The organism is Acinetobacter sp. YH01020, assembly GCF_013420275.1.
GTDB classification, from domain to species: domain Bacteria; phylum Pseudomonadota; class Gammaproteobacteria; order Pseudomonadales; family Moraxellaceae; genus Acinetobacter; species Acinetobacter amyesii.
In genome coordinates this window covers 44900-63606 of sequence record NZ_VOYN01000005.1, presented here as the reverse complement: position 1 = coordinate 63606, position 18707 = coordinate 44900, and the positions used below count along the sequence as shown (strand labels likewise).

Sequence of the window (18707 nt, the reverse complement as noted above, 5' to 3'; positions counted from 1 at the left end):
AGAGATTGATATGAAGGTTGCAGTATTTGGACAAACACTTTTTTCAGGTGTATTTGCTGCTTTGCTAGCAGAATGCGGTCATCACGTTTTTTGGTATGAACCACTGAAAACGTATGAAAGCGAACCAATGTATATGCAAGATGAAGCTGTAAAAAATCTACTCAATAAACAAAAAAGTAATTTTTTAAAATACTGCAATTTTAATGATATTCCACTAGATGTAGATGCTTATTTCTTCAGTTTTAACCCAGCTGAAGAAAAGCAATGTATTGAAATTCTTCAAAACATCAAACAACGTCCCATTATTCACCCTAAACTGATGATCAATGCTTCTACTTTAGGACTGCATGGGACAGAAAAATTTGTAAAAATTTTGCATGAAGATGAGTGGGTCTACTTACCCGACATGATTCAGGAAGGAAACGCTTTACTAAGCTTTGCCCAAGCCAAGCAGTTGATTGTTGGGGCTGGATCGGATGTTGCTCAAATTAAAATTAAGGAACTCTTACGCCCTTTATTCCCACGTCAGCAGCAATATTTATTTATGCCCATTTTAGATGCTGAATTTACCAAGTTAAGTATCTCTGGCATGTTGGCGACACGAATTAGTTATATCAATGACTTGGCAATGGTTGCTGAGAAATTAGGCATTGATATTGAGTCAGTTCGTCAGGGGATGGCTGCGGATAATCGTATTGGAGGATCTTATCTCTATCCTGGTGCAGGCTTTGGTGGAGAAAACTTTTCACATGATATTCAGACCCTAACGCATACGGTGTCTGGTGTGGGTGCAAATAGCCAACTCCTTGCTCAAGTTTGGGACATTAATGAGCAGCAAAAAGAAGTTTTATTTCGCAAATTATGGAATTATTATCATGGTGATTTAAAAGGGAAAACTGTTGCAATATGGGGCGCTGCATTTAAAGAAAAAACCTCCAGTACGCGACAATCTCCTATTCATGCCATGTTGGCAGCACTATGGGCTCAAGGTGTAAAAGTTAAATTACACGACCCTCAAGCCTTGGAAGAAATTAAAAAAATATATGGTGAGCGACCTGATCTTATATATTGCACAGAGCAATATGAGGCAGTGCAAGATGCACATGCTTTGTGTTTATTGACTGCATGGAAACAATATTGGAGTCCAAATTATACCGAATTGCTTAAAACCATGCAGTATCCACTTATTTTGGATGGGCGCAATATTTATGATCCAGCATATGTGAAGTCTCAAGGTTTTGCATATATGGGGGTAGGACGTTAATGGCTATTAAAACTCAACCCTATACGGTCGAACATTTAGATTCAGTTTTAGGCAGTCTTCATAGTTTGAAAACTGAATTTGAAAATAAGCATTTAACAGAACTCTTTGCTGAAGACCCTCAGCGATTCGAAAAATTCTCTGTAACTTTAGAGCCGGTGGTTTTTGATTTTAGTAAACATAGAGTCAATCAGCCCGTTGTCAAAAATCTAGTCCAGTGGGCACAGACACAAGATTTAACGTTGTGGATGAAACGTTTATTTTCTACTGAAGAAATTAACTATACCGAACAGCGTGCAGCCATGCATTGGGCGCTACGGTTACCTAAAGATGATCAGTCTCATCCTGAATTAGCAGAACAAGTGCATACACAACTTGAGCGTATGTATGCTTTGGTAGAAAAAATTCATGCCGGCCAGTGCCGCGGTGCAACGGGTGAAGTCATTCAAGATGTGGTCAATATTGGTGTCGGAGGGTCAGATTTAGGACCACTGATGGTGAGCCATGCCTTATCTGATTTCAAAAAATCCACATATAAGCCACTCGATGTACATTTTGTTTCAACTATTGATGGTAGTCAGCTTTCAGATTTATTGCATCAACTTCGCCCCGAAACCACGCTGTTTATTATTTCTTCAAAATCGTTCGGGACCATTGATACCTTATCTAATGCGCAAACAGTGCGTTTATGGCTTGAAAAAGCACTTGGTCAAGAATCACAAATTTTAAAGCATCATTTTATTGGCGTATCTACCAAAGCAGATAAAATGACAGAATGGGGTATTGCAGCCGAAAACCAATTTTTGCTCTGGGATTGGGTCGGCGGTCGCTATTCACTTTGGTCATGTATCGGTTTACCGATTGCACTGACAATTGGAGTTGATGGCTTTAAACAACTGTTAGCTGGCGCATATGCGGTAGACCAGCATTTTCAGACGGCACCTTTCGAACAAAATATTCCTGTATTAATGGGCTTATTGGGTGCGTGGAATAATAATTTCCTTGATATTCAGACCCATGCAGTACTGCCATATGATGGGCGTTTGAAATATTTCGCCTCTTATTTGCAGCAGTTAGAAATGGAGTCGAATGGTAAATCGATTCAGCGTAATGGTCAAAAAGTGGATTGGGATACTTGCCCGATTATATGGGGGGAAGTGGGACCAAATGCGCAACATGCTTTTTATCAATTACTGCATCAAGGCAGTCAAGCAGTGAGTTGTGATTTCATTGCGCCAGTGCAGCGCTATCAGGCACAACAATTTACCTATGTCGATAATGCAGAGGCGCTGGTGGAACAGCATCATTTGGCCTTATCCAATTGTTTGGCTCAATCGCGCTTACTGGCATTTGGTAATCAAGCTTTAAATCAACATGAAGTACAAGATTTGCCGGAATATAAACAATATGAAGGCAATCAACCAAGTTCAACCATTTTATTGCAAGAGCTAAATCCATATAGTTTGGGCATGTTGATCGCAATGTATGAACATAAAGTTTTTGTACAGTCGGTGCTTTGGAACATTAACCCGTTTGATCAATGGGGTGTAGAAAAAGGCAAAGAAATTGCCAATCAGCTACTTCCAATATTAAATGGTGATCGAAAGGATATTGCGGATTTAGATGGTTCAACGCAAGGCTTACTACAAATATTATTAGGAAAAACCAATGGCTAAAATTTTAGTAACAGGTGGTGCAGGTTATATTGGTTCACATACTTGTATTCAACTTTTGAGCGCAGGGCATGACGTTGTTGTACTGGACAATTTATCCAACAGTTCTGTCGAATCTTTAGCACGTGTTCAAGCGTTGGCAGCTAAAAAATTAGATTTTGTTGAAGGTGATATTCTCGATCAGCAAATTTTAGATCAAATTTTTAAGCATCATTCTATTGATGCAGTGATTCACTTTGCAGGTTTAAAAGCTGTGGGTGAAAGCCAAAAAGAGCCTCTAAAATATTTTGAAAATAATATCTCAGGTTCTATTAGCTTAGTTAAAGCGATGGAACGTGCCCAGGTTTTTAAATTGGTCTTTAGTTCATCGGCAACAGTCTATGATGAAGCCAATATTTCACCCTTGAATGAAACCATGCCTACAGGTATGCCAAGTAATAACTATGGCTATACCAAACTGATTGTCGAGCAATTACTAGAGAAATTAGCATTAGCAGATGAGCGCTGGTCAATTGCATTGCTGCGTTATTTTAACCCTGTAGGGGCACATCAAAGTGGTCAAATGGGTGAAGACCCACAAGGGATACCCAATAATTTGATGCCTTATGTCACACAGGTGGCAGTCGGCCGTCGTGATAAGTTGTCAATTTTTGGCAATGATTATGACACGGTAGATGGTACAGGTGTGCGTGATTATATTCATGTAGTTGATTTGGCCAATGCACATTTATGCGCATTGAATCATCGTTTAAAAACGCAAGGATGCCGCGCTTGGAATATTGGTACAGGCAATGGGATTTCAGTAAAACAAATTCGAGATACTTTTGAGAAGGTAAATGGTATTGAGATACCCTTTGAATATGTACCTCGTCGAGAAGGTGATGTTGCAACCTCATTTGCTGATAATGCCCGTGCTGTCGCAGAGTTAGATTGGCAGCCTCAATATGGTTTAGAAGATATGTTGAAGGATAGCTGGAACTGGCAAAAGCAAAATCCAAATGGATACAACTAAGATTTAAATTTAGTATGTAAATTCATTAAAGACAGTATGGCAAATTTTGTATTTGTCATACTTCTAACTATTTAACTTAAGTATTGAATCATGTATTGATTGTGCAAAAATGATGATAGATCTTATCTTTTGTTTGAAAAAAATCGTTATCATATGTGAAAGATAAATTGACTGAAATAATATATGAAATATCAATATCTTAGGGTTTTATCATTTGCCATTTTTTCTTCTCTAGCTCTGCCGGTTTACGCTCAAGGGATCATTTTGAATAATGATGGTCTACGTACAGATCTAAATTGGCTGAACCAACAAGGTGTGATTCAAATCAGCACTTCGACTTGGCCATTGAGTGGTGAAGAAATTCAGCGTGCATTATCTACTGCCAAAATTGAAAATAATGCTCAGCAGAAAGTTGTCAGTTCGGTTATGGCAAATTTAGAAGCAGAAAATACCTCTATTAAGCTCGCTTTATTTGCTGAAACAGATCCACAAAACATTCCACAAAAATTTGCAGATGAGCAAAAATCGCAATATCAAGCGGCACTTGAATTGAATGCAGGTGGAACGCAGTGGGATGCAAGACTGCGAGTCAATGCTGAAAAAGATCAAATCATTGACCATGGACAAGATGTAAATGTAGAAGGTTCTTATATTGCAGGAAAATTGTGGAATCAATGGTTGATTGCGGGACAAATCCCAACCTATTGGGGACCTGGACATGAAGGAAGCCTAATCCGTGGTGATGCGAGTCGCCCTGTTTATGGTTTTACTATGCAGCGCGCTGAACAACTAGCATTTGAAACAAAGTGGCTGTCATGGATTGGTCCTTGGCAATATCAAGCCTTTGCAGGTCAATTAGATGATTACCATGCAATTCCAGATGCCAAACTATTAGGGCTGCGTCTAACTGCACAGCCATTGCCGTACTTGGAGCTAGGTGCTTCTCGAATTCTTCAATGGGGAGGTGAAGGGCGGTCAGAAAGTTTTGACTCATTATGGAATGCAATTAAAGGTAATGACAACTTTTATGATGGCGATCTAGATAAGTCTAATCAAATTGCGGGTTTTGATGCACGCCTTAATTTAAACCACTGGAGTGGTGTGCCGATTAGCCTTTATGGGCAATATGTCGGTGAAGATGAAGCTGGGCTTCTTCCTTCAAAAAAAATGTATTTAGCAGGTGTCGATTATTCTTCACAATTGAATAATTTACCTTTGCAGGTGTATGCAGAATGGGCTGATACTCGAACCAATGGAGACGTACAAGGTATTTCCTATAATCACTATATTTATAAAGATGGTTATTACCAACACGGCTTCCCGTTAGGGCATGCCATGGGTGGGGATGGTCAAATGCTAAGTCTCGGTGGAGACATTCGCTTTGATGTTATGAATCGCTTAAATGGTCGAGTAATGATGGCCAAAGTGAATCAGTCAAATTCAATAAATAATCATGCATTTGCGCAAAAAGATGAAATTAAAGCTTTAGATCTTACTTGGACACATTACTTAAAACCAAATGCGCCATTGAAGCTGAATGGATGGGTGAGTGATTCTGATGTCTATGGTCAAGATGCGGGAGTGTCTATCGGAGTCGAAATTCCATTGGATCGTTCATTATTTTAATAAGTTGTCAGCTTAAATAGAATTTCTTTCTAGTTGAGCTAAGAAAAAAACCATTCAACTTAATGAATAAGTTGAATGGTTTTTTTTATTGGAATGCAGAACAATACTAACCTTGAATCAGCTGTGTTAATTCATCGACATAATCTTGCATTGGTTTTGGATTTTGATCTTTTCGGCTTTCAATATTTAAACGTAAAAGTGGTTCAGTATTCGATGCTCGAACATTGAAGCGCCATGCACCAAAATTTAGACTGACACCATCCGTTTCATCAATCGCAGGATTTTGATCGGCAAAGTGATCAAAAATCTTTTGAATGGTGGCTTGAGTATCCGCAACTTTAAAATTGATTTCACCCGAACAAGGGAACTTTTCAATCATACCTTCAACCAGTGAAGACAATGTTTGCTGGGTTTCTGAGAGTACAGAAATTGCCAATAACCAAGGAATCATACCACTGTCACAGTAAGCAAAATCACGGAAGTAATGATGTGCTGACATTTCACCGCCATACACTGCATTGTGCTCACGCATTTTTTCTTTAATGTATGAATGCCCTGATTTAGACTGAATCGCTTCACCTTGATATTGTTCAATCACATCAAAGGTATTCCAAACCAGACGAGGGTCATGCACAATTTTCTCACCAGATTGTTTCAGTAAGAACGCTTGTGCCAATAGACCGACAATATAATAGCCTTCAATGAATTGACCTTTTTCATCAAATAAGAAGCAGCGGTCAAAGTCACCATCCCACGCGATACCCATATCTGCATGATGGTCAATCACCGCATTACGGGTGCTGTCACGGTTTTCAACTAAAATCGGGTTGGGAATACCATTCGGGAAAGTACCATCAGCATCATTGTGAATTTTCACAAATTCAACAGGAATGTTAAGTTGTTTGAACTTTACTTCAATGGCATCGACCACATGACCAGCCGCGCCATTGCCCGCATTCATGACCAATTTAAGTGGGCGAATTTTGGCAGGATCAATATAAGACATTAAATGATCAATATATTCAGGAAGAATATTGTATTTTTCAGTTTTGCCTTTAGTGATAACTTCATTAAAGTTGCCTGATTCAGCCAATAAGCGAATTTCTTTTAACCCTGAATCGGCTCCAATCGGACGTGCATTTTCGCGGACCAATTTCATGCCGTTATAGTCCATCGGGTTGTGGCTTGCCGTGATTTCGATCCCACCTTGAACATCTAGATGAAAGGCACCGAAATAGACTTCTTCAGTCCCCGTCATACCTAAATCTAATACATCAACACCCGCATCATTCAGACCTTTGATGGTGGCTTGTTTTAAATCTTCACTGCTGAGACGGATGTCGCAGCCCACAACCACTGTTTTAGGTTGATAAATTTGCCCATAGGCACGGCCAATTTTATAGGCAATCTCTTCATTGAGTTCTGTACCAAGTTTGCCGCGAATGTCATAGGCTTTAAAACAAGTAAGCATTGTCATGTTATTTCCAAATATAGAAAAAAAGGCTGGAAATTCCAGCCCTTGATCAAAAATTATTATTCCACCGTCACAGACTTCGCCAAGTTACGTGGCTGATCGACATCTGTTCCACGCAGCACTGCAACATGATAAGAGAGTAATTGCACGGGTACGCTGTATACGATTGGTGACAAGATTTCATTCACACTTGGCACATAAACCACGTGTTGACGATCTTTGGCTTTAATACCGCTATTCTCATCTGCAAAGACAAACAACTCACCACCACGCGCTTGCACTTCTTCCATATTCGATTTGAGTTTATCCAACATGTCATCTTGTGGAGCAAGAATCACCACAGGCATATCATTGTCAACCAGTGCCAATGGACCATGTTTTAACTCACCAGCCGCATAGCCTTCAGCATGGATGTATGAAATCTCTTTGAGTTTCAAAGCACCTTCAAGAGCGATAGGGAACTCAGTTCCACGACCCAAGAATAGGCAGTGATTTTTTTCAACAAATAATTCTGATAGACGTAGAATCTCAGCATTATTTTGTAAAGTATCTAAAATCACCTTAGGCGTATGCCACAAGTCTGCAATAATTTCAGCAATTTGAGTTTCAGAAATGGTCTGCTTAATTTGCCCCATTTTTAGAACTAAAAGCATGAGTGCTGCAAGCTGCGTAGTAAATGCTTTGGTCGAAGCTACACCAATTTCAGGGCCTGCAAGAGTCAACAAGCTGTAGTTGGTTTCACGGACCATTGAAGACGTCGCAACGTTACAAATAGTCATGGTGGTAATGTCTAAGCCTTTAGCAGCAGCACGCTTTTGTGTATCACGCAGTGCAGCTAAAGTATCGGCTGTTTCACCTGATTGAGAAATACACACATAGAGGGTGTTATTCACAATCACAGGCGAACGATAACGGAATTCACTGGCAATTTCGACTTGGCAAGGCACATCAATCAGTTGTTCAAACCAATATTTGGCAATCATGCCGGCATGGTAGCTAGTACCACAAGCGATGATTTGCACTTGTTGAATTTGGCTGAAATCTTGAGCTGCATTGGCAAGGAAATCATCACGAAGCGCATTACCATTTAATGCTTGTGAAATCGTTTGCTTAATCGCTTCAGGCTGCTCATAAATTTCTTTGAGCATATAGTGTTTATATTCACCTTTTGAAGCATTGCTTACAGTCGCATCAAGCTCTTTGATTGGACGATTCACCAATTTACCATCGACGAATACTTCAATAGTATTACGTGTCAAACGTGCAATATCACCTTCTTCAAGGTAGATAAAACGGTTGGTAATTGGTAAAAGTGCCAATTGATCCGAGCTAATAAAGTTCTCGCCAATACCGACACCAATCACGAGAGGTGAACCTTCACGCACCGTGATTAATTCATCAGGATGGTCGGTATGTACGATACCCAGTGCATAAGCACCTTTGAGTTGAGGTACGACACTTTTAACCGCTTCTAAAAGACTCGGGGTGCTTTTTAAAGCGTCATTGACTAAATGTGCAACAACTTCTGTATCTGTTTGTGATGTAAAGACATAACCAAGCGCTTCAAGATCATCTTTAAGCTCTTGATAGTTTTCAATAATACCATTGTGAACAACAGCAACATTACCTGAAATATGCGGATGGGCATTATTTTCAGTCGGTTTACCATGGGTTGCCCAGCGCGTATGTGCAATACCGACCGAACCTGCGATATCTGCTTCTTCAACGGCTTGTTCAAGATTTGCAACTTTACCTACGCGACGTTCACGTAGAACATGGCCTTTATTAATCAGCGCTAAACCCGCAGAGTCATAGCCACGATATTCAAGACGCTTTAAGCCTTCAATTAAAATATTGGTAATACTACGTTCTGCAACGCCACCGACAATACCGCACATAATTTAATCCTCTTATTTCTTCAATTTTTGGGGACGTTGATAGTTTTCTTTGGCAAATTGCTTCGAACGTTCTACCGCAAGGCTATTGTCTGCCACGTCACGTGTAATGGTTGAGCCAGCACCCACTGTTGCACCATGACCAATGGTGACAGGAGCGACTAATGAGCTATTTGAGCCGATGAAGGCTGAGTCACCGATAATGGTTTTAAATTTGTTTGCGCCATCATAGTTGCAGGTAATGGTACCTGCGCCAATGTTTGAACCTGCGCCGACTTCTGCATCACCTAAATAGGTAAAGTGGTTGGCTTTTGAGCCTAACCCGACAGTGGTATTTTTAACTTCAACAAAGTTACCAATATGTACTTCTGCAGCTAATTTTGCGCCAGGGCGTAAACGTGCAAATGGACCGATTTGAGCGTCTTCACCAACAATGGCACTGTCAAAAACGCTATATGGTTGAACTTTAGTGCCTGCCGCAATCTTGGAGTTTTTAATGATACAACCTGCACCAATTTCAACGTTATCACCGAGTTCAACATCACCTTCAATAATCACGTTGATATCGATACGGACATCTTGACCAACAGTCAGTGTGCCACGTAAGTCGAAACGTGCAGGATCAATCAGGTGAACGCCTTGTTGCATCAGTTGTTTAGCTTGGAATGCTTGAAATTCACGCTCAAGGGCTGCCAATTGTACGCGGTCATTGACACCTTCCACTTCGAATGCACGCTCTGGTTCAACAGATGCAACTTCGAGACCGTCGGCAATCGCCATGGCAACGATATCGGTCAGGTAATATTCACCTTGCGCATTATTATTGCTTAATTTTGGTAACCATTCATGCAATTTGGCATTGCTTACTGCATAAATACCGGTATTAAATTCTTTGATTTTACGTTGTTCTTCAGAGGCATCTTTGTGTTCAACAATGGCTTGAATTTTGCCATTTTCACGAACAATACGCCCGTAACCTGTCGCATCATTAACCGTTAAGGTTACTAAACCTATACCTGTTTGAGCAGATGCATCTAATAGTTTTTGTAATGTTGCTTCAGTGATGCAAGGCACATCACCCGAGAGAATCAAAGAAATCCCAGTTTTTGCTAGGACAGGCAGAGTCACTTTGACTGCATGGCCTGTACCCAATTGTTCTGCTTGTTCAACCCATTTGACATTTTCATGTGCAAACGCGTTTTGTACCAATTCACCGCCATGCCCATAGATGGTAATTATTTCTTCTGCATTTAGTTTTTTCGCCGTGTTGATGACATGACCGAGCAGCGGTTGTCCTGCGAGGGATTGTAAAACTTTGGGTAAACGTGAACGCATACGTGTTCCTTTACCTGCAGCAAGAATAATAACGCTAGTAGACATGTTTAATCCTAGGTGTTTCTATTACATAGACACAATATAAAAATAAATACAGATGCAAAGTGCGGCCCAAAGACCCGCAATGATGTCGTCGAACATGATGCCAAAGCCACCACCGACTTGACGGTCAATGACACGAATAGGCCACGGTTTCCAGACATCAAATAAACGGAATAACGCAAAACCAATCAATGCCCAAGTCCAGCTCATTTGCCCAAGATATAAAATTGGGAGGAAGGTAATGGACTGACCGGCAAATTCATCCCATACGATGCGACCATCGTCATGAACACCCATGACTTTGGCGGTTTGACCACAAATATAGATCCCAATAATCGACATGATGATCATGACTATAATGGAGTTGAAAAAGCCGATTGCAAGCCAACCTGGAATAAACAACAAAGCAAAAGCAGAGCCAAAGGTGCCCGGTGCTTTGGGTGCAAGACCCGAACCAAATCCCACGCCACAAAAGGCGATGACTCGGTTAAACCAAGACATGGATTTAAAGTTAATGGCTGGCTTATGCAAAATGCTGGTATCCCTTAAATTTTATGACTTGGTCAACACCGTGGTTGTTATAACGGATTCCCAAATTAGGGGTGATTTGACCGATTTTACTAATGTTTGCATCTAATTCTAGTTGCAGAAGTTTTTTATAATTCTGCGGACTTATTGTAAAGCATAACTCGTAGTCATCTCCACCCGCGAGGGCGTATTGCCACTGCTTTTCTTGTTGTAATTGTTTTACATCGTGATCGATAGGAAGTTGATCTAATTCAATTTCTGCACCGACGTTTGAAGCGGCGAGGATATGTCCTAAATCTTGTGCGAGCCCATCAGAGACATCAATCATACTGTTGGCTAAGCCTTTGAGCTGTTGGCCCAGTAAGCAACGGGGTGTGGGATAATCTAAACGGTGCTGTAAGCGATGACCTAAATGGTTTAAGCCAAATGCTGCGTCACCGACTTGTCCGCTGACGCAGATATAATCACCGATTTGGGCACCTGAACGCGGGACGGCTTGTCCCGATTCAACCCAGCCGAGGGCTGTGACTGAAATCGTCAGATGAGGACTTTGTGTGGTATCACCACCAATTAAACTCACACCAAATTGATCGCAACAATCATATAAACCCTGACTAAAGCCTTTGAGCCAGTCATGATCAATTTGGGGTAGGCTCAATGCCAATAAAATACTGTGTGGTTTGGCACCCATTGCAGCAATGTCAGAGAGGTTGACAGCAACAGATTTCCAGCCGATGGCATGTGGTTTTGTGTCGAGAGGGAAGTGACGTCCAGCAACCAGTGTATCAGCACAGATGACCAATTGTTGCTGTGGAGGAGGGGTGAGCAAGGCTGAGTCATCACCGACCCCTAAATCGACAGAATTAATATTCTGACGATTAAAATAGGTATCAATGATCGAGAACTCAGCCATACAACGTACTACTTAAAAAATTAATTAGCTTGTTGTTTTTCTGCTGCACGCAATGTAGTCGCTAAACGATCCAATACACCATTGATGTATTTATGGCTGTCTGCACCGCCAAAATGTTTAGCTAACTCGATCGCTTCATCTAACACGACGCGATATGGAATCTCAAGATGTTCTTTGAGTTCATATGCACCAAGACGAAGTGTTGCAAGTTCAACACCATCTAAAGCGTCTACTTCACGATCGAGTACAGGGATTAAAAGCGCATCCAATGCTTCATGATTGGCAACAACCTCGGTCAATAACTCGTGGTAATAGCCGAGGTCGACCTTGTGCATGGCATTATCCACACGTGTACGTGCTTCAATCTCATGGACAGGATTGCGGCTCATTTGCCATTCATAAATTCCTTGTACAGCAAAGCGACGTGCTTTACGTTTTGCTGCATAAGTTGCTTGAAGTGTTTGCGACATAGCGTTAAATAGCCTTTAACAAGTTAACCATTTCAATAGCAGTCAAGGCAGCTTCACTACCTTTATTGCCTGCTTTTGTACCTGAGCGTTCAATCGCTTGTTCAATACTATCCGTAGTCAATACACCATTAATTACTGGTAAGCCAGTGTCTAGACCAACAACGCCTAAACCTTTGGCACATTCGCCAGCAACAAAATCGAAGTGAGGCGTGCTACCACGAATCACTGCGCCAAGCGCGATGATGGCATCGAAACGACCTGAAGCTGCAAGTTTCTTCGCAACCACAGGAAGTTCCCAAGCACCCGGTGCATGAACAACAGTGATATTATCCTCTGATACGCCATGACGTTTCAATGTATCAACGGCACCTTCTAGCAAATGTTCAACAACAAAGCTATTAAAACGACCAACTAAAATCGCATAACGGTCTTCGTTCGCGAGATGTAACATACCTTCAATACGGCGAACTGCCATAGCAACCTCGATTATTTCTCTGATGTTTGATTTGCGGTGATGTATTCCACCACTTCTAAGTTAAAACCTGATAATGCATTAAAGCGTAATGGCGAGCTAAGAAGCTTCATTTTTTCCACGCCTAAATCACGTAAAATTTGTGCACCCACACCAATGGTTTGATACTGCTGAGACAGTGCCGCATTGGATTTAACATTTTTCGGTGCAGTTAAATTTTCTAAAGCAGGGCCTAAGTCCTGTAAATGACGCTGACCAATCCATACTAAAACACCACGATCGCTGGATGCGATTTCTTTGAGTGCTTTATCGAGATTCCACGCCGGAGCACCATCTTGTTTATTGAGTTTTAATAAGTCACGAACTGGGCTGAAACCATGTACACGGACTGTGGTTACGCCATCTTTAGGCTGGCCTTTCACCAGTGCCAAATGAATGTCCGGGTTGCCGATTTCACGATAACGATAGAGATCAAACACACCGTATTCAGTATCTATAGTTTGCTGGTCAATACGCTCAACCGTTTGCTCATTGGTCATACGGTAATGGATCAGATCAGCAATGGTGCCAATTTTCAGACCATGCTTTTCAGCAAACACTTCAAGGTCTGGGCGACGTGCCATAGTGCCGTCTTCATTGATGATTTCACAAATCACAGATGCGGGTTCTAGGCCAGCTAAACGAGATAAGTCACAACCGGCTTCAGTATGACCGGCACGGTGTAGGACACCACCAGGCTGTGCCATCAGCGGGAAAATATGGCCTGGCTGTACGATGTCAGCCGGTTTAGCATGTGCTGCCACCGCCGTTTGAATGGTATGTGCACGTTCAGCAGGTGAGATGCCTGTTGAAATGCCATTTGCTGCTTCAATCGACAAGGTAAAGTTGGTGCCGTGCTGTGCACCATTGGCATCTACCATGAGTGGTAGATTTAACTGTTGGCAACGCTCTTTGCTGAGCGTTAAGCATACAAGACCACGCGCATGCGTAATCATGAAGTTGATATCTTCAGGGCGTACGTGGGTCGCAGCGATAACAAGGTCGCCTTCATTTTCACGATCTTCATCATCCATCAGGATGACCATTTTTCCTGCACGAATATCAGCTACGAGCTCTTCAACAGTATTGAGCGGCATCAATCTTCACCTTTTTGTTTGTCTCGAATGACATTTACTTGCATTGATTGTTGCATAGTCTAACGTTTTTTTGCGTTCTTTGCCTATGCTTATCATTTTCCTTTAATGGCTCATTGTTATACACAGTCGTCAGAACCTTGAAAAGAGGACTTTATTTGAATTGTGCCATTTATGCCCAATCTTTAAGCGATTGAAAAGCATAAAAATTGGCAACCTTATACGGATATTGAATAATTAAGCCAAAGGGAGCTGACAGTTTATCGGAAGCGTTTAATCGCATAACTACATGAAGGATCACATAAAATAATCGTCATTTATGCAGCTGAGTGTGCAGCTAAATAATCTTGAATGATCATTTTATTGGCCTGCAAAATGCTTTTTTGTAATTCGGGATCATGCATTGCCCGTGCAATTAAAACCGCACCGACCAGTTGGGACATTATGGCCCAAGCTTTTTCTTCACTCGCCAAATGTGCGCTAAATAAAGCATGACCGCGCAGTAATTCCTTTTCATAGGCCTGTTTAATCGTGTCATCTGCGCGAGCTACTTCGGTCGCAAGTGTCGGCAAAACACAGCCTTGTTCAGGATGTTCAAGGTGGGAAGGGGTTAAGTAACGGTCTAATTCAAAATTAATCCAGTCGGCTGCATTATGATGCGGGTTGCTTTGCCACATGTTAAAGCTTTGCTGCAATTCATATTCAACCAATGCTCTGAGTAAATCCTGTTTTGACGAAAAATGTGAATAGAATGCGCCACTAGTTACACCTGCAGCTTTCATTAAGCCGTCAACACCTGTTGCAGCAAAGCCATTTTTTTTCGCAATTTGCCCCGTAATGTTGAGCAATTCTTGTCGTTTTTGTTGTTTGTATTCGGGTTTATAGCGCATGTACATGACCCTAAAAAATTATGATTGACGATAAATTCATCATAACATAGTATTCGTTATAGTAACGATCGTTATTCAATAAAATTGTTCGCAAATGGAATATAAAAACTATCCAGCACGAGGAGATCGTCATGGAAAATAATCATATATCTAAGCCTGTCAAAGGTGTGGCATTGATCATTGGTGCAGGAGATGCCACCGGCGGTGAAATTGCCAAACGCTTTGCTCGTGGTGGTTATACCGCATGTATGACGCGGCGTAATGTCGACAAATTACAGCCCTTAATTGCTGAAATTCAAGCGCAGGGAGGGACTGCTTTTGGCTTTGGTTCAGATGCTCGAAAAGAAGAGCAAGTGATTGAACTCATCGAGCACATTGAATCAAACATTGGCCCGATTGAGGTCATGGTCTTTAATATTGGTGCCAATGTGCCATGTAGTATTTTGGAAGAAACTGCACGTAAATATTTCAAAATATGGGAAATGGCATGTTTCTCGGCATTTTTAACGGGTCGGGAAGTGGCGAAGCGCATGGTGAGCCGTGAATCTGGCACAATTATTTTTACGGGTGCGACGGCTGGGGTTCGTGGTGCCGCAGGCTTTGCCGCTTTTGCTGGCGCAAAACATGCGCTTCGTGCCTTGGCACAAAGCATGGCGCGTGAACTTGGGCCTAGAAATATTCATGTGGCGCATGTGGTGGTTGATGGGGCGATTGATACCGACTTTATTAAAGAGACTTTTCCCGATTTGTACGCAAAAAAAGCGCAAGATGGTATTTTAAATCCAGTACATATTGCAGAAAATTATTGGCATCTCTCACAGCAACCACGAGATGCATGGACGCATGAATTAGATCTGCGACCGTGGATGGAACGCTGGTAAGCACTGATTTAAAAATATTAGGACAAACAAGCAAAAAAAGGACGAAAAAAATGAAAGTCATTGAATTTTATTTTGATGTCGGCAGCCCATATAGCTACATTGGATTTCACCGTATTCAGCACATTGCTGAGCAATATCAGGCAGAGATTATCTGGAAACCGATGTTATTGGGTGGAGTGTTTAAAGCTACTGGCAACAGTAGTCCGATGGCTGTGCCTGCCAAGGCACGTTATTCCATGATCGATCTTCAACGTTGGGGAAAGTTATGGCAGATACCAGTACAGATGAATCCGTATTTTCCAATCAATACTTTGCAGTTGATGCGTTTGATAACCGCAGTCCAATTATTTCAGCCTGAAGTATTTCTCAATGTACTGACGGGTATTTTTAACGCAATGTTTGGTCAGCCACGCAATTTAAATGATCTCAATGAATTAATTCAATTGATGCAAGAGCTTGGATTGGAGGTAGCGCAGGTTAAATCATGGCTTGAAGATGAAAAAGTAAAGTCTGAGCTTAAAGTTATTACCGAAGAAGCCATTGCACGTGGTGTGTTTGGGGCGCCAAGTTGGTTTGTCGATGATGAGTTATATTGGGGTGTTGATCATTTACATTTTGTTGAGGCGGCTTTACAGGCTTCATCACGATCAGCCTAATTGGACGAATACTTGAGTGAATGCTACTGAATATGAACACCAGTTTTAGGACGGGAATGCAGAAGTTATTGTAGATGTAAGTAAAATTATAGAATGGATCATGGCTGATTGTCTTACTTACATCTACTTTTACTCAGCTTTCATTTGTATTGAGTCTTATTTTTGGCGTACTAACTTAAAAAACTTAAGCTTTATTCCGTATATAAATAATGCTGACATTTGGTGCAATTTACGGTGCATGAATCGCTTGCATAAATACCTTTACGAAAGAATCGTTTATTGCCGCAAAAGATACAGATAAATTCATCTTTATGATTTTTAGCGCTTGGTAGCTCTTGGTAAACGAGTCTTAATCCATTGTCTTTATAACGATAATTTCGACCATAAATTTGTTTAGCAAGCCAATAGTCCAAACTTGTAAATTTTATGGCAATACAACTGATGATACAAAAAGGAAATAGCCATATAGATTCAAATGCTTTGGAAACAGACGCCCAACCTGAAAATACACTTGTGAAAGTAAAAAACATGACCGCGAAAGCACCAAAGAAGAAAAGATAGAATACTTTGCTTTGGAAAGAGCTTAATTTGTTTAAGTATTTGAGATGATGTTCATAGGTCGAAATATCATCTTGGTTGGGCACAAATGCTGGATAACGTGCTTGCTTAGGTTTGTCTGACACTTGATCACCAAATGAATGACCACAGGCACTACAAAAGTGATGTTGTACTAATGCTTTTTCTCCACAGGAGACACAATATTTCATAGCTATTTAAATATTTTTAATTAATAAAGTTATTTGTTTAGCAAGCATAAGAAAATTTGCAGCTTTTTAAAAGAAATTTTAATGAATTCTTTGAAGAGGCTTCTAACAAAAAAAGCGAACCGAAGTTCGCTTTTTGTTTTTCAATATTCAGACTTAGAAGAAGCCCATTGGCTTGGTGTCATAGCTCACCAACAAGTTTTTGGTTTGTTGATAATGATCAAGCATCATTTTGTGGTTTTCACGGCCAATCCCTGATTTTTTGTAGCCACCGAATGCTGCGTGTGCAGGGTAGATATGATAACAGTTGGTCCATACACGACCTGCCTGAATAGCACGACCCGCACGATAAGAAGTATGCGCTGAACGTGACCAAACCCCTGCACCTAGACCATAAATGGTGTCATTGGCAATTTTAATGGCATCATCAAAGTCTTTAAAGGTTGCTACTGAAAGCACAGGGCCGAAGATTTCTTCTTGGAAAATCTTCATGTCATTGGTGCCTTTAAAAATGGTTGGTTCAATATAAAAACCTGTACCGACTTCATTACGTGGATCACCACCAGTAATGAGCTGTGCGCCTTCATTTTTACCTGTAGCGATACAGCCCAAGATTTTATCTTGCTGCTCTTGCGATGCTTGTGCGCCAATCATAGTGTCGGTATCTAAAGGATGACCAGTCTTAATACGTTTGACACGCTCGACAGCCATTTCCAAGAATCGATCAGCAATGCTTTCCTGTACCAAAGCACGTGAAGGACAGGTACAGATTTCACCTTGGTTCAGCGCAAACATGGCAAAACCTTCGAGCGTTTTATCTAAGAACTCATCGTCTTTGTCCATGATGTCTTCAAAGAAGATATTTGGTGATTTTCCGCCAAGTTCTAAAGTCACAGGAATGATATTTTCAGTCGCATATTGCATGATCATTTGACCCACAGCGGTTGAACCGGTGAAGGCGATTTTTGAGATGCGTGGATTGGTCGCCAATGGACGACCGACTTCAACACCATAACCATTCACAATATTCAGCACGCCCGGTGGGAGTAGATCTTGAATGAGTTCAGCCAAGACCAAGATGCTGACAGGCGTTTGCTCCGCAGGTTTCAACACGATGCAGTTACCCGCAGCCAATGCTGGAGCAAGTTTCCAAGCCGCCATCAAGATTGGGAAATTCCACGGAATAATTTGACCGACCACACCAAGTGGTTCATGGAAATGGTAAGCAATAGTATTTTCATCAATTTCAGAAATGCCGCCTTCTTGGGCACGGATACAGCCGGCAAAATAACGGAAGTGATCGATACAAAGTGGAATATCAGCGGCTAAGGTTTCACGAATCGGTTTACCGTTGTCCCATGTTTCTGCAACTGCAAGGAGCTCTAGGTTTTCTTCAAGTCGATCGGCAATTTTTAATAAAATATTTGAGCGTGTCGTTGGGGAAGAGGCGTTCCATTGGGCTTTGGCTTTATGCGCTGCATCCAAAGCCAATTCGATATCTTCAGCAGAAGAACGTGGCACTTTGGTAAAAACTTTACCGTCTACAGGGGAGATATTTTCAAAGTATTCACCTTTCACTGGCGCGACCCATTGGCCACCAATCAGGTTTTCATACTGAGCTTTAAACTGAACTTTTGAACCGGGTTGATTAGGATCGACATAACGCATATGAATTTTCCTTT

General features: G+C 41.3%; 17 protein-coding genes. 6 read left to right on the top strand and 11 right to left on the bottom strand.

What is annotated here, in order from left to right; translation table 11 throughout:
* Positions 1–10: 10 nt before the first annotated feature.
* The 4 genes from FTT85_RS03510 (at position 11) to FTT85_RS03495 (ending at position 5572) form a co-directional block, all read left to right on the top strand.
* Positions 11–1264 (top strand): nucleotide sugar dehydrogenase, encoded by a 1254-nt coding sequence (locus FTT85_RS03510; RefSeq protein ID WP_180182871.1) that lies wholly within the window; start codon positions 11–13, stop codon positions 1262–1264.
* A complete protein-coding gene (gene pgi, locus FTT85_RS03505) occupies positions 1264–2937 on the top strand; it encodes a glucose-6-phosphate isomerase (RefSeq protein WP_180182870.1) in 1674 nt (557 codons plus the stop codon). Before FTT85_RS03510 ends, pgi begins: the two co-directional genes overlap by 1 nt.
* A complete protein-coding gene (galE, locus tag FTT85_RS03500; RefSeq protein WP_180182869.1) occupies positions 2930–3946 on the top strand; it encodes a UDP-glucose 4-epimerase GalE in 1017 nt (338 codons plus the stop codon). Before pgi ends, galE begins: the two co-directional genes overlap by 8 nt.
* A gap of 183 nt (positions 3947–4129) precedes the next feature.
* A complete protein-coding gene (locus FTT85_RS03495; protein WP_180182868.1) occupies positions 4130–5572 on the top strand; it encodes a capsule assembly Wzi family protein in 1443 nt (480 codons plus the stop codon).
* A 106-nt stretch (positions 5573–5678) separates the two neighbouring features.
* Here the strand turns inward: FTT85_RS03495 and FTT85_RS03490 are convergent, their stop codons facing one another.
* The 9 genes from FTT85_RS03490 to FTT85_RS03450 form a co-directional block, all read right to left on the bottom strand.
* Entirely contained in the window at positions 5679–7049 is a 1371-nt protein-coding gene (locus FTT85_RS03490; RefSeq protein WP_180182867.1) for a phosphomannomutase CpsG, read from the bottom strand.
* A 56-nt stretch (positions 7050–7105) separates the two neighbouring features.
* A complete protein-coding gene (gene glmS / locus FTT85_RS03485) occupies positions 7106–8944 on the bottom strand; it encodes a glutamine--fructose-6-phosphate transaminase (isomerizing) (RefSeq protein ID WP_180182866.1) in 1839 nt (612 codons plus the stop codon).
* 12 nt (positions 8945–8956) lie between these two features.
* Positions 8957–10321 carry a bifunctional UDP-N-acetylglucosamine diphosphorylase/glucosamine-1-phosphate N-acetyltransferase GlmU gene (gene glmU, locus FTT85_RS03480; protein WP_180182865.1) on the bottom strand — a complete coding sequence of 455 codons (1365 nt, stop codon included), beginning with the start codon at positions 10319–10321 and terminating at the stop codon, positions 8957–8959.
* Positions 10322–10342: 21 nt separating this feature from the next.
* On the bottom strand, positions 10343–10819 hold the full coding sequence (locus FTT85_RS03475; RefSeq protein WP_180055734.1) for a phosphatidylglycerophosphatase A: 477 nt from the start codon (positions 10817–10819) through the stop codon (positions 10343–10345).
* Between the two features lie 22 nt (positions 10820–10841).
* Positions 10842–11759 (bottom strand): thiamine-phosphate kinase, encoded by a 918-nt coding sequence (gene thiL, locus FTT85_RS03470; RefSeq protein WP_180182864.1) that lies wholly within the window; start codon positions 11757–11759, stop codon positions 10842–10844.
* A 20-nt stretch (positions 11760–11779) separates the two neighbouring features.
* Entirely contained in the window at positions 11780–12229 is a 450-nt protein-coding gene (nusB, locus tag FTT85_RS03465) for a transcription antitermination factor NusB (protein WP_078191534.1), read from the bottom strand.
* A 4-nt stretch (positions 12230–12233) separates the two neighbouring features.
* Entirely contained in the window at positions 12234–12704 is a 471-nt protein-coding gene (gene ribE / locus FTT85_RS03460) for a 6,7-dimethyl-8-ribityllumazine synthase (RefSeq protein WP_180073534.1), read from the bottom strand.
* An 11-nt stretch (positions 12705–12715) separates the two neighbouring features.
* Positions 12716–13837: a bifunctional 3,4-dihydroxy-2-butanone-4-phosphate synthase/GTP cyclohydrolase II gene (gene ribBA / locus FTT85_RS03455; RefSeq protein WP_180182863.1), complete on the bottom strand. Its 1122-nt coding sequence runs from the start codon at positions 13835–13837 to the stop codon at positions 12716–12718.
* A 314-nt stretch (positions 13838–14151) separates the two neighbouring features.
* On the bottom strand, positions 14152–14724 hold the full coding sequence (locus FTT85_RS03450) for a TetR/AcrR family transcriptional regulator (RefSeq protein WP_180173815.1): 573 nt from the start codon (positions 14722–14724) through the stop codon (positions 14152–14154).
* A 131-nt stretch (positions 14725–14855) separates the two neighbouring features.
* On the opposite strand from FTT85_RS03450, the gene FTT85_RS03445 reads away from it, so the two are divergent.
* On the top strand, positions 14856–15605 hold the full coding sequence (locus tag FTT85_RS03445) for an SDR family oxidoreductase (protein ID WP_180173816.1): 750 nt from the start codon (positions 14856–14858) through the stop codon (positions 15603–15605).
* Between the two features lie 50 nt (positions 15606–15655).
* Positions 15656–16261 (top strand): 2-hydroxychromene-2-carboxylate isomerase, encoded by a 606-nt coding sequence (locus FTT85_RS03440; protein ID WP_180182862.1) that lies wholly within the window; start codon positions 15656–15658, stop codon positions 16259–16261.
* 191 nt (positions 16262–16452) lie between these two features.
* On the opposite strand, the gene FTT85_RS03435 is transcribed toward FTT85_RS03440, so the two are convergent.
* Both FTT85_RS03435 and FTT85_RS03430 read right to left on the bottom strand, forming a co-directional pair.
* Positions 16453–17028: a hypothetical protein gene (locus FTT85_RS03435; RefSeq protein ID WP_180022197.1), complete on the bottom strand. Its 576-nt coding sequence runs from the start codon at positions 17026–17028 to the stop codon at positions 16453–16455.
* A gap of 153 nt (positions 17029–17181) precedes the next feature.
* Positions 17182–18693 (bottom strand): aldehyde dehydrogenase family protein, encoded by a 1512-nt coding sequence (locus FTT85_RS03430; protein WP_078194071.1) that lies wholly within the window; start codon positions 18691–18693, stop codon positions 17182–17184.
* Positions 18694–18707: the final 14 nt, after the last annotated feature.

What these genes read in the sequence shown, in the direction of transcription:
- FTT85_RS03435 (WP_180022197.1), bottom strand. Translation starts at nt 17,028, where the DNA reads ATGAAATATTGTGTCTCCTGTGGAGAAAAAGCATTAGTACAACATCAC.
- FTT85_RS03450 (WP_180173815.1), bottom strand. Translation starts at nt 14,724, where the DNA reads ATGCGCTATAAACCCGAATACAAACAACAAAAACGACAAGAATTGCTC.
- FTT85_RS03495 (WP_180182868.1), top strand. Translation starts at nt 4,130, where the DNA reads ATGAAATATCAATATCTTAGGGTTTTATCATTTGCCATTTTTTCTTCT.
- nusB (WP_078191534.1), bottom strand. Translation starts at nt 12,229, where the DNA reads ATGTCGCAAACACTTCAAGCAACTTATGCAGCAAAACGTAAAGCACGT.
- ribE (WP_180073534.1), bottom strand. Translation starts at nt 12,704, where the DNA reads ATGGCAGTTCGCCGTATTGAAGGTATGTTACATCTCGCGAACGAAGAC.
- thiL (WP_180182864.1), bottom strand. Translation starts at nt 11,759, where the DNA reads ATGGCTGAGTTCTCGATCATTGATACCTATTTTAATCGTCAGAATATT.
- galE (WP_180182869.1), top strand. Translation starts at nt 2,930, where the DNA reads ATGGCTAAAATTTTAGTAACAGGTGGTGCAGGTTATATTGGTTCACAT.
- FTT85_RS03510 (WP_180182871.1), top strand. Translation starts at nt 11, where the DNA reads ATGAAGGTTGCAGTATTTGGACAAACACTTTTTTCAGGTGTATTTGCT.
- FTT85_RS03440 (WP_180182862.1), top strand. Translation starts at nt 15,656, where the DNA reads ATGAAAGTCATTGAATTTTATTTTGATGTCGGCAGCCCATATAGCTAC.
- ribBA (WP_180182863.1), bottom strand. Translation starts at nt 13,837, where the DNA reads ATGCCGCTCAATACTGTTGAAGAGCTCGTAGCTGATATTCGTGCAGGA.
- glmS (WP_180182866.1), bottom strand. Translation starts at nt 8,944, where the DNA reads ATGTGCGGTATTGTCGGTGGCGTTGCAGAACGTAGTATTACCAATATT.
- FTT85_RS03445 (WP_180173816.1), top strand. Translation starts at nt 14,856, where the DNA reads ATGGAAAATAATCATATATCTAAGCCTGTCAAAGGTGTGGCATTGATC.
- pgi (WP_180182870.1), top strand. Translation starts at nt 1,264, where the DNA reads ATGGCTATTAAAACTCAACCCTATACGGTCGAACATTTAGATTCAGTT.
- FTT85_RS03490 (WP_180182867.1), bottom strand. Translation starts at nt 7,049, where the DNA reads ATGACAATGCTTACTTGTTTTAAAGCCTATGACATTCGCGGCAAACTT.
- FTT85_RS03475 (WP_180055734.1), bottom strand. Translation starts at nt 10,819, where the DNA reads ATGTCTTGGTTTAACCGAGTCATCGCCTTTTGTGGCGTGGGATTTGGT.
- FTT85_RS03430 (WP_078194071.1), bottom strand. Translation starts at nt 18,693, where the DNA reads ATGCGTTATGTCGATCCTAATCAACCCGGTTCAAAAGTTCAGTTTAAA.
- glmU (WP_180182865.1), bottom strand. Translation starts at nt 10,321, where the DNA reads ATGTCTACTAGCGTTATTATTCTTGCTGCAGGTAAAGGAACACGTATG.